Origin of the sequence: Phaeobacter sp. S60, from assembly GCF_000826845.1 — a bacterium.
In the GTDB taxonomy this organism is placed as follows: Bacteria; Pseudomonadota; Alphaproteobacteria; order Rhodobacterales; family Rhodobacteraceae; genus Phaeobacter; species Phaeobacter piscinae.
Map to the genome: position 1 here is coordinate 1 of NZ_JSWJ01000034.1, position 10,488 is coordinate 10,488.

General features: G+C 59.9%; 8 protein-coding genes and 1 pseudogene. 5 read left to right on the forward strand and 4 right to left on the reverse strand.

From position 1 onward, the window contains the following. The coding region (locus tag OO25_RS21400) for a DNA polymerase IV (protein ID WP_040182810.1) at positions 1–1,018 on the reverse strand (1,018 nt) is incomplete at its 3' end. 184 nt (positions 1,019–1,202) lie between these two features. On the opposite strand from OO25_RS21400, the pseudogene OO25_RS21405 reads away from it, so the two are divergent. Further along, positions 1,203–1,620: pseudogene (locus OO25_RS21405) on the forward strand (NUDIX hydrolase). A gap of 496 nt (positions 1,621–2,116) precedes the next feature. Here OO25_RS21405 and pyrF read toward each other — a convergent pair. Continuing rightward, on the reverse strand, positions 2,117–2,848 hold the full coding sequence (gene pyrF / locus OO25_RS21410; protein ID WP_040170244.1) for an orotidine-5'-phosphate decarboxylase: 732 nt from the start codon (positions 2,846–2,848) through the stop codon (positions 2,117–2,119). Positions 2,849–3,174: 326 nt separating this feature from the next. On the opposite strand from pyrF, the gene clpB reads away from it, so the two are divergent. Next, positions 3,175–5,793, forward strand: coding sequence for an ATP-dependent chaperone ClpB (clpB, locus tag OO25_RS21415; protein WP_040182811.1), 2,619 nt, complete (start codon positions 3,175–3,177; stop codon positions 5,791–5,793). A gap of 82 nt (positions 5,794–5,875) precedes the next feature. On the opposite strand, the gene OO25_RS21420 is transcribed toward clpB, so the two are convergent. Both OO25_RS21420 and OO25_RS21425 read right to left on the reverse strand, forming a co-directional pair. After that, the gene (locus OO25_RS21420; RefSeq protein ID WP_040182804.1) at positions 5,876–6,433 is read right to left on the reverse strand and encodes a hypothetical protein; all 558 of its coding nucleotides are present in this window, start codon (positions 6,431–6,433) and stop codon (positions 5,876–5,878) included. An 87-nt stretch (positions 6,434–6,520) separates the two neighbouring features. Then, entirely contained in the window at positions 6,521–7,027 is a 507-nt protein-coding gene (locus OO25_RS21425) for a hypothetical protein (protein WP_040182806.1), read from the reverse strand. A gap of 111 nt (positions 7,028–7,138) precedes the next feature. On the opposite strand from OO25_RS21425, the gene OO25_RS21430 reads away from it, so the two are divergent. From OO25_RS21430 to msrQ, 3 genes are all read left to right on the forward strand, one after another. Further along, on the forward strand, positions 7,139–8,632 hold the full coding sequence (locus tag OO25_RS21430) for an FMN-binding glutamate synthase family protein (RefSeq protein ID WP_040182807.1): 1,494 nt from the start codon (positions 7,139–7,141) through the stop codon (positions 8,630–8,632). A 69-nt stretch (positions 8,633–8,701) separates the two neighbouring features. Then, positions 8,702–9,622, forward strand: a complete 921-nt coding sequence (msrP, locus tag OO25_RS21435) for a protein-methionine-sulfoxide reductase catalytic subunit MsrP (protein ID WP_040182808.1) — start codon at positions 8,702–8,704, stop codon at positions 9,620–9,622. After that, positions 9,623–10,219 carry a protein-methionine-sulfoxide reductase heme-binding subunit MsrQ gene (gene msrQ, locus OO25_RS21440; protein WP_040182809.1) on the forward strand — a complete coding sequence of 199 codons (597 nt, stop codon included), beginning with the start codon at positions 9,623–9,625 and terminating at the stop codon, positions 10,217–10,219. It begins immediately after the preceding gene. The last annotated feature ends 269 nt before the right edge of the window (positions 10,220–10,488 follow it).

Consider the following 10,488-nt stretch of genomic DNA (forward strand, 5'->3'; position numbering starts at 1 on the left):
TCCGGGTGAGGCTGCTGTGATTTGCGCGTTTCAGCTTCAGCGTCACCACGCGTCCGGCCAGTTGCCGCGCCTTGGCACGGTCGGAAACCTTCTCTGCCAACCGCCATAAATGGCCGTCAAGCACCTCAAGACTGGCTGTATCTTCAAAGAAGGTGGTCTCATTTGAGATGGATTTGATGGGCGCATTGGAGGAGACGCGGCGCCGGTCCTGGCCACGCGCGAGATGCCAAAGCCGCTCTCCCATCGAACCGAAGCGGGCATTTAGGTCGGTCCGCTCCCACCTGAGAAGGTCGGAAAAGCTGCGAATCCCGGCCTTGTCGAGTGAGGCCTGCGCGGCGGGACCAATGCCCCAGATCAGGCGCACCGGTTTATCCTTCAGAAATTCCGAGGTTTCAGCCGCGCCAATCACCGAAAATCCGCGCGGTTTGTCCAGATCGGAGGCCACCTTGGCCAGGAATTTATTGTGCGACAGCCCAATGGATCCGGTCACACCCAGCTCATCCTTCATGCGTTTGACCAGCCGTGCGAGCATCACCGCAGGCGGCGCGCCATGCAGACGTTGGGTGCCCGACAGATCCATGAACGCCTCATCCAGAGACAAGGGTTCAACATCCGGGGTCAGCTCATCCATCATGGCGCGGATCTGGCGGCTGACATCGACATAGACGTTCATACGAGGCTTGATCACCACCGCATCCGGGCAGAGCTTCAGCGCCTGAAACATGGGCATCGCGGAGCGGACACCCCGAATGCGCGCAACATAGCAGGCGGTGGAGACCACGCCCCGCCGCCCACCACCGATCACCACCGGTTTGTCGGCGAGATCTGGATTGTCGCGTTTTTCAACGCTGGCATAGAACGCATCACAGTCCATATGTGCAATCGAGAGCGAGAACAGCTCAGAATGTGCTTTAATACGCGGACTTTGGCAGCTTGGGCAGCGCTTCGGGTTTGGTGTTTTGCCATTTTTGGGTTTCAGCACGCCATGGGACAGGCACTCCCGGCAAAGCACCTGCAGGTTTTGGCCGCCGCCGGCCGGACCCTCGGAAATGGTCAGATCAGACGTTATGGGGTGCTGGTCGGACATGGGGGCAAAAACCGGGAAAGGTTGGATGAGGGAATCTCATGGTGCGGCAGGGGGGCTTAGAGTAGCCTCTGCCACGGAAATTGTCTTTAGATGACCTGACATGGTGAGAGCAGGAATGACATTCAACGGAGCCAAGCTTGCGCTTTTCATCGGTGACAGGCTGTTGGTCATTGAGCGTGACGCCTATCCGCACATCCCCTATCCCGGCCACTGGGACTTTCCGGGGGGGCGGTCGTGAAGGCGCGGAAACACCGGAAACCTGTGCCCTGCGCGAAACCAAGGAGGAGGTCGGGTTGCTCGTACAGGAGGCGGATCTGGTTTGGCGGCGCAGCTATGCGCGGCCCAACGGTGTGGTCTGGTTTTTCGCGGCACATCTCCCTGCCGTGAGAAAGCGAGACATCCAGTTAGGGGATGAAGGGCAGAGCTGGGCCTTGGTCCCGCCCGAATGGTACATCGCGCATGATCTGGCGGTGCCACATTTCGCCGGTTATCTGCAGGCTTATTTATCGCAGCGTGACAGTATCACCGCATGAATTTGCGCGCGACTGCTGTTCGGTTGACGGGGGCAGGGCCTGAAAGAAAGAACCCCCGCTGCTGTAGCGGGGGAGGTGACGAACCTCAGGAAGAGCAAGGCCGTCAGGGGAGTGTCTCTCCCACAGGGTCGGTCATTTTGGCCTCTCGTCATAGCCTGTTGCGCAGGATTATGTAATTCCACCTCTGCCTGTGTGCTTTTGTGGGCACAGGACAAAAAGGCGCATTGGGGGACGCGATGGCACGAAAATCTGTTATAATCCCCACACTTGACCTTAGGTAAATGTCGCGCGGAAGCGGGTTGCGGCCCGCCTATGTAAGGTGCAGTCAAATGTTTTATTTCTGCCTAATGTTTGGGCACTTCACGACAGCGACCATGCTGGAGCGGTCAATCTGACCGTCGCGAAAGAAAAACCCGCCAAGGCGATCTGCGCTGGCGGGTTTGGGGTGTTGAATAAGTGCAACTGGATCGAGGTCGGCTGGCTGCCAGATTGAACGTCAGCGTGGCAGGCCGGTCAGAATATCTTCGGCTGCGCTGCGTGGTGCCTCTGCAGCCCAGATTGGACGGCCCACCACGATATGGTCGGCACCTGACTCCAGCGCGCTGGCGGGGGTGGCCACGCGTTTCTGGTCTCCCAACGCGGCTCCGGCGGGACGCACGCCTGGGGTGACGATGAGTTTGCCTGACGCTTCGGGCAGGGCGCGGATCAGGGCGGCCTCCTGCGGGCTGGCAATTACGCCATCGGCTCCGGCGGTGAGCGCAAGGCCCGCGCGCTCCTGTACCAGATCAGAGATTTCACCGGATTTGATCAGCGCCTCGTCCAGATCAGCGCGGTCCAGAGAGGTGAGGATGGTCACGCCAAGGATCTTGAGGTTGGTGCCAGCGGCCCCTTCCTTGGCGGCGCGCACGACATGGGGGTCGCCGTGGACGGTCAGGAAATCGAGGTCAAACTGCGCCAGGCCGCGGACAGCCGCCTCAACCGTTGCGCTGATGTCGAAGAGTTTCATGTCAAGGAAGATGCGCTTGCCGCGTTCCTGCTTCAGTTCATTGGCGAGGGCCAGCCCGCCGCCGGTCAGCATGCCCAGGCCGATCTTGTAGAACGACACCGCATCGCCAAGCGTGTCGGCCAGCTGCAGGCCGGCGATTGCGTTGGGAACGTCCATGGCAACGATCAGGCGGTCGTCGGCAGTGGATTTTGGGCTGGGGTTGGCGGTGGAAGATGCGGACATGGAGGTTCCTCGTCTTTGGGGGCGCCATTGCGGGCGGTGTGGACGTGCAGGCAGTCTAGGAATTGCGCTGCTTTTAGTGGCGGGGCTGCCGTTGGGAAAGGGGAAAACAGCCGGGCAGGCGGGGTGGCCATGATCCATATGTGTTCTGGCAGAAGTGCAGGCGGGCCAAACTCTTGATCTGGGTCAGGGATTTGGTGACATATTTGCCGCAGACTGACCTTGAAGAGACAGTAAGATCTCCCACATTGAACGTGAAGGCCCTGACCGTGACGTGCCGCAAAGCGGGCGTCACCATCAAAACGGGGCGCTTATATAAGGAGAGCAAGATGGACTTGAACAAGTTCACTGAACGGGCACGTGGTTTTGTACAGGCGGCCCAGACGATTGCGCGTCGGGAAGATCACCAACGGCTGATGCCTGAGCATCTGCTGAAGGCGCTGATGGACGACGACCAAGGATTGGCCAGCAATCTGATCACCCGCGCGGGTGGAACCCCGGACCAGGTGGTTCAGGCGCTGGAGCTGGCGGTGTCCAAACTGCCCAAGGTTCAGGGCAATTCTGCAGATATCTATCTGGATGGTCAGACCGCCAAGGTGCTGGACGAGGCAGCGAAGATTGCTGAGAAGGCCGGTGATAGTTTTGTGCCGGTAGAGCGGCTGCTGATGGCGCTATGTATGGTCAAATCCAAGGCCAAGGATGCGCTGGCGGCTGGGAATGTCACCGCGCAGGCGCTGAACGAGGCGGTGAACGATATCCGCAAAGGGCGCAAGGCGGATAGTGCCAGCGCCGAGGACGGTTATGACGCGCTGAAGAAATACGCCCGCGATCTGACGGAGGCGGTGCGGGACGGCAAGATCGATCCGATCATCGGCCGGGACGAGGAAATTCGCCGCGCGATGCAGGTGCTGAGCCGCCGGACCAAGAATAATCCGGTTCTTATTGGCGAGCCTGGGGTTGGTAAAACTGCAATCGCCGAGGGTATGGCGCTGCGTATCGTCAATGGCGATGTGCCTGAATCCTTGCGTGACAAGCAGCTGCTCTCGCTCGATATGGGTGCGCTGATTGCCGGCGCCAAATATCGCGGAGAATTCGAGGAACGTCTGAAAGCGGTTCTGACCGAAGTGACAGAGGCCGCTGGCGAGATTATTCTGTTCATCGATGAGATGCACACGCTGGTCGGTGCCGGGAAATCGGATGGCGCGATGGATGCGGCGAACCTGATCAAGCCTGCGCTTGCACGGGGGGAGCTGCATTGCATTGGCGCCACGACGCTGGACGAATACCGCAAATATGTCGAAAAAGACGCTGCTTTGGCGCGCCGGTTCCAGCCTGTGATGGTGACTGAGCCGACGGTTGAAGACACCATTTCGATCTTGCGCGGCATCAAGGAGAAGTACGAATTGCACCACGGTGTCCGTATTGCGGATGCGGCACTGGTGTCTGCGGCGACGCTTTCCCATCGCTACATCACTGATCGGTTCCTGCCGGACAAGGCGATTGACCTCGTGGACGAGGCCGCCGCACGCCTGCGGATGCAGGTTGACAGCAAACCCGAAGAGCTGGATGCGCTCGACCGGCAGATCCTCCAGATGCAGATCGAGGAAGAGGCGCTGAAGCTTGAGGATGATGCGGCCTCCAAGGACCGGTTGGAGACGCTGCAGAAAGAACTGGCGGAGCTGCAGGAAAAGTCGGCGGAAATGACCGCGCAGTGGCAGTCCGAACGGGACAAGCTGGCCTCTGCCCGTGGGTTGAAGGAACAGCTGGACCGCGCCCGCGCCGATCTGGATGCGGCCAAGCGGGAGGGCAACCTTGCCCGTGCGGGGGAGCTGTCTTATGGCGTCATCCCCGGGTTGGAAAAACAACTGAGTGAGGCGGAAGCCTCTGAACGCAACGGGTTGATGGTCGAAGAGGCCGTACGTCCCGAGCAGATCGCGGGCGTGGTCGAACGCTGGACCGGTATTCCCACCTCCAAGATGCTGGAAGGGGAGCGCGAGAAACTGCTGCGGATGGAGGCCGATCTGCACGGTCGGGTGATTGGTCAGGACGCAGCTGTGACCGCTGTGTCCAACGCCGTGCGCCGGGCCCGCGCAGGCCTGAATGATGAGAACCGCCCCCTTGGGTCGTTCCTGTTCCTCGGCCCGACCGGTGTTGGTAAGACTGAGCTGACCAAAGCCGTCGCCGATTTCCTGTTTGACGATGACAGCGCCATGGTGCGTGTCGACATGTCGGAGTTCATGGAGAAACACGCGGTTGCTCGTCTGATCGGCGCGCCTCCGGGCTATGTCGGCTATGATGAGGGCGGCGTGCTGACCGAAGCGGTGCGGCGGAAACCTTATCAGGTGGTTCTCTTTGATGAGGTGGAAAAGGCGCATCCGGATGTCTTCAACGTGTTGTTGCAGGTCTTGGATGACGGGATGCTCACCGATGGGCAGGGTCGGACCGTGGATTTCAAGCAGACGCTGATTATCCTGACGTCGAACCTTGGCGCGCAGGCGCTGAGCCAGCTGCCGGATGGGGCCGATGCCGCTGACGCCAAACGGGACGTGATGGACGCGGTGCGTGCCCATTTCCGTCCCGAGTTCCTGAACCGGCTGGATGAGACGATCATTTTTGATCGGCTCGGTCGCAAGGATATGGATGGGATTGTCACGCTACAGCTGGCCCGGCTTGAAAAGCGCCTCATCGGGCGCAAGATCAGGCTGGAACTGGACGACGGTGCAAAAACCTGGCTTGCCGATGAGGGCTATGACCCGGTGTTCGGTGCGCGCCCGCTGAAGCGGGTGATCCAGAGGGCGTTGCAGAACCCGTTGGCGGAGATGCTGCTGGCCGGAGAAATCCGCGACGGGGACACGGTGCCTGTGAGCGCCGGTGCCGAGGGCCTTATCATCGGGGACCGGATCGGCACCACGGACCGTCCGCGTCCCGATGATGCCGTCGTCCATTAAACATGTGCAGACGCAATTGAATAAGAGAGGCCCGCCAGATCTGGCGGGCCTTTTCGTTTGCAGTTTGGCTAAGGCTTGGGTCTCAGTTGCTGGCCAGCACGCGCGTCGCGCCCCTGCGGCGTAAAACCGTCAAGCGCGGTTCCCAGTCATAGCGGGGGTCATCGGAAGTGGCAGACCAGTAGAGTTTGCCGCCATAGCGCCAGGGGTCCAAAACAATGCCGCCGTAGATATCTGCGCCTTTGGGCGCGATGATGGCGCTGCTGTGTTCGATGCGAAAGCTGTTTCGTGGCTCCGCGATGGCCCGCAGAATTGTCAGGCTCTGAAAGCCCTCGCTTTGCAGCCGCGCCTGCATGTCCTCGGCGTAGTGATAACACAGGCCCCGCTGTCGGACGCCGCTGTTGACGAGGGTGTTGTGCAGGATGGGTGAGGTCGTGACCTGATACTCTTCTGCGAGGGCCGTTGCATGGCTATAGGCGATTTGCGCCGCGCGCGCGGCCTCGGCAGGGTCTACATCGGGGCTGAGGGCTTCGATTGCGTGACGCAGCTGGCTGACCTCATCTGGCCCTTCACCGGTAGGGGGAGCGCAGCCTGTAACCAGCGCCGTGGCAAGCAGCAGCAGGGAAACAACAATGGACTTCATACAGGGTCTGCTCGCTCAGCGTTTCGGTACCCTTAGCATATCAAAGGCGACGGCGTCAGACAGCGGGGAAAACCTGCCTCGGCGGCTCTATTCTTCAATCGCCTCAAGAACGATGTCATTCAGCAACGTCTGGATCAGTTGCATCTCCCCCTCGGGAAAGGCGCGAAAGCCGATCGTTGTGATGTCACTGCCCGGCTGTTGCGCGACGAAGATGTCATAGGGGCAGAAAGTGATGTTCATCGGATTGGCTTCCATCACATCGCGGGACAGGCTGGCCGAGCAGAAGGAATAGACCTCGGCTTGTTCAAACAGCACTATGTCAGAGCCAACATCTGCGCGGGTGCGTTCCAGCATCTCTCCGACGTGGCTGACGTGATCAACCACCAGACCACGGTCAGTGATGGCACTCTCCAGTCCGAAGGTCACATCATCAAAGGACAGATTTGTCTGATAACTGACCATATGTGCGTCTTCTGATTGCTCTGCCATGGCGGACAGGCCGGTCATTGTAACGACGGCGACTGCGCCTGACAGGGTGAAGATATACCTGCCGATATGGCGACCTGTGGTGCGAATTGCGGGGGTTTTCGTCATGGTCCTCTCCCAATGTGATCAAAGGTGACTTGCCCGTCCCGTGGAATACGCCAAGTTGGTATGGGGCGGGCCGATGGGCAGCGCGTTCCATTATCATATAGGAGTTTTTGCATGGGTTTCGCGGCAAATGCCATAGAATTCCTCGCCTATCTCTTTGTCTTTGCGCTGGGCGCGCTGGCACTGGTCGCGGCGGGGCTGTTCGTGGTGGATCGGATCCAGACCGAGGACGCGGTGCGGCGCAACTATCCGGTGATCGGCAGGTTTCGCGGATTGTTCAGTACATTGGGTGAGTTTTTTCGCCAGTACTTCTTTGCCATGGACCGTGAGGAGATGCCCTTCAACCGTGCGCAACGGGAATGGGTCGGACGTGCAGCGGAGGGGAAGGGCAACACGGTTGCCTTTGGCTCTACCCGCAATCTAAACGTGCCCGGCACGCCGATCTTTGTGAATGCGGCCTTTCCCGCGCTGGATGATGACAAGGCCTGCTGCGAGCCGCGCCTGATCGGGCCGACTGCCCGCCAGCCCTATATGGCGCCGTCCTTCTTCAACATCTCCGGTATGAGCTATGGGGCGCTATCGGCGCCTGCGGTGCGTGCTCTCAGCCACGGGGCCAAAGAGGCGGGTATCTGGATGAACACCGGTGAAGGCGGGCTGAGCCCCTATCACCTGGAAGGCGGCTGTGATGTCGTGTTTCAGATCGGCACCGCAAAATACGGCGTGCGCGATGATACTGGCGGGCTGAGCGATGATCACCTGCGCAAGGTGGCCTCATATGATGCCGTACGGATGTTTGAGCTGAAGCTGGCGCAGGGGGCAAAGCCGGGAAAGGGCGGTATTCTGCCAGGGGCCAAAGTCTCCCAACAGATCGCCGAGATCCGTGGGATCCGGGAAGGTCAGGACAGTATATCGCCGAACAGGCACCCCGAGATCGCCAACTATGACCAGCTGTTGGATATGATTGCCCACATCCGGGCGGTGACCGGCAAGCCGGTGGGGATCAAGCTGGTGGTCGGGGCCGAGGCCGCCCTGCGCGAGATGTTTCTGCATATTGCGGCGCGCAAGGATGACAGCGCGCCGGATTTCATCACAGTCGATGGCGGCGAGGGCGGGACCGGCGCCGCCCCGATGCCACTGATTGATCTGGTTGGGATGTCGGTGCGCGAGGCGTTGCCCCTTATCTGCAATCTGCGCGACGAATACGGGTTGAAGGATCGTATCCGCCTGATCGCCTCGGGCAAACTGGTCAATCCGGGCGATATCGCCTGGGCACTGGCAGCGGGGGCTGATTTCGTCACCTCGGCGCGGGGGTTCATGTTCTCACTGGGTTGTATCCAGGCCCTGAAATGCAATCGCAACAGTTGCCCCACCGGGATCACCACCCACGACAAGCGCCTGCAAAAGGGGCTGGTGGTCGAGGAGAAATCCACCCGCGTTGCCCGTTACGCCAAGGAGATCATCCACGAGGTGGAAACCATTGCTCATTCCGTCGGGGTGAGCGAGCCACGCCAGCTTCGTCGTCGCCATGTTCGGATCATGCAGGAGGATGGGCGCAGTCGGCCGATGCATGAGTTGATGCCAGGTTACAGTGCCATCGCGGAGACGTGAGAGGATATGTTTTGGACTGTGCGGCCAGCTGCCTTAGGTCCTTATCAACGGATATAAAGGAGACCCCGCATGGCTCACCGCTGGACGAACGATCTGAACGACGCTGATGTCACGCCCTATTCGGCATTTCTGAACCGCCGTCAGATCATGGCAGGCCTTGGCGGTGTTGCGGGGCTGGGTCTGGCAGGGCTGGGTGGCACTGCGGCGCAGGCCGCTACGGAGGTGGCGCTGGAGCCCAACAGCTGGGAGGATGTCACGACCTATTGCAACTTCTACGAATTCGGCACGGGTAAGGGGGATCCCGCCGCTTATGCTGGCCAGATGACGACGGAGCCCTGGAGTGTTGAGATTGACGGTCTGGTAGAGCGGCCGGGCAGTTATTCCATGGCTCAAATTCTGGAGGCGATGACGCTGGAGGAGCGGATCTATCGCTTCCGCTGTGTCGAGGCCTGGTCAATGGTCGTGCCCTGGCAGGGGTTTGAGTTGGCCGACCTCCTTAATCTGGCCGGCGTGCAGGACGGCGCCAAATACGTGGCGTTTGAAACCCTCTACCGCCCATCGGAAATGCCCGGCACAGTATATAAGGTGCTGGACTGGCCCTACCGGGAGGGTCTGCGTCTGGATGAAGCGCAACACCCGCTGACAATTATGGCCACCGGGATTTTCGGCAAACCGCTTCCCAATCAGAACGGCGCGCCCCTGCGCTTGGTGGTGCCGTGGAAATACGGGTTCAAATCGATCAAGTCGATTGTCCGCGTCACGCTCACGGATCAGCAACCGCAAACCAGCTGGAACATGGCGAACGCGCGCGAATATGGGTTCTACAGTAATGTGAACCCCAAGGTAGATCATCCCCGGTGGAGTCAGGCCAGCGAGCGGCGTATCGGCGGCGGTCTCTTTGCCCGCCGCGAACCGACTTTGATGTTCAACGGCTACGAGGCAGATGTGGCCGCGCTCTATCAGGGTATGGATCTGGCTGAGAACTTCTAAATGCAGCGGATCAACACCCTATTGCGCGCGGTTCCGGTCTGGCTGGTCTATGTGGCCGGGGTGCTGCCCGCAGCTGTCCTATTCTATCAGGGTCTCACTGGTGCGCTTGGTGCGGAACCGATCAAGGCACTGGAACATGAATATGGCGAATTGGCTCTGCAGTTGCTGGTGGCAACCCTGGCGATTACGCCGCTGCGCCGCCTGCTTGGAGTGAACCTGATGCGATTTCGCCGGGCCATCGGTCTATTGTGCGTTTTCTATGTAAGCTGCCACCTGCTGGTGTGGCTGTTGCTTGATGTGCAGCTTCTGGGCCAGATCCTGGCGGACATTCTGAAGCGGCCTTATATCACCATCGGTATGGCTGGTTTTGTGCTGATGCTCCCCTTGGCGCTGACCTCTAATGGGATCTCGGTGCGCCGGTTGGGCGCGCGCTGGCGTCTCCTGCATCGGCTGACCTATCCGGCTGCTGTTCTCGGAGCGCTGCACTATGTGATGCTGGCAAAGGGGTTTCAGTTGGAACCGCTGATCTACATGGGGCTGATCCTGCTTCTGTTGGCGCTCCGCCTGCCATCGGCCGCGCGGCTGAAGCTGGCGTGAAACCTCGCCAGCAGCTGATGCAACGGCTCCTGTCGGCGTCAAAGCCCCTCCATTCGACTCGCCAGAGGGGCTTTGATGGATCCCGACTCGGATTAGGGTGAGCGCAAACACCGCTGACTCGGGTCTGAAACCGGTTGCAGCTTTGGTCTTGCCGGGAAATATCCGGTCATCCGGCGGGATCAGACGCAGATGTACGGAAACAGTGCGGCGTAAGGTATTGAAAAATATAGTATAATAAGAAAATCACCAGAAACTTTGATTTTCTTTGA

Bases quoted from the DNA above. Each gene is read 5' to 3' on its own strand.
- pyrF (WP_040170244.1), bottom strand. From the start codon at position 2,848: ATGTCCGCATCTTCCACCGCCAACCCCAGCCCAAAATCCACTGCCGAC.
- clpB (WP_040182811.1), top strand. From the start codon at position 3,175: ATGGACTTGAACAAGTTCACTGAACGGGCACGTGGTTTTGTACAGGCG.
- OO25_RS21420 (WP_040182804.1), bottom strand. From the start codon at position 6,433: ATGAAGTCCATTGTTGTTTCCCTGCTGCTGCTTGCCACGGCGCTGGTT.
- OO25_RS21425 (WP_040182806.1), bottom strand. From the start codon at position 7,027: ATGACGAAAACCCCCGCAATTCGCACCACAGGTCGCCATATCGGCAGG.
- OO25_RS21430 (WP_040182807.1), top strand. From the start codon at position 7,139: ATGGGTTTCGCGGCAAATGCCATAGAATTCCTCGCCTATCTCTTTGTC.
- msrP (WP_040182808.1), top strand. From the start codon at position 8,702: ATGGCTCACCGCTGGACGAACGATCTGAACGACGCTGATGTCACGCCC.
- msrQ (WP_040182809.1), top strand. From the start codon at position 9,623: ATGCAGCGGATCAACACCCTATTGCGCGCGGTTCCGGTCTGGCTGGTC.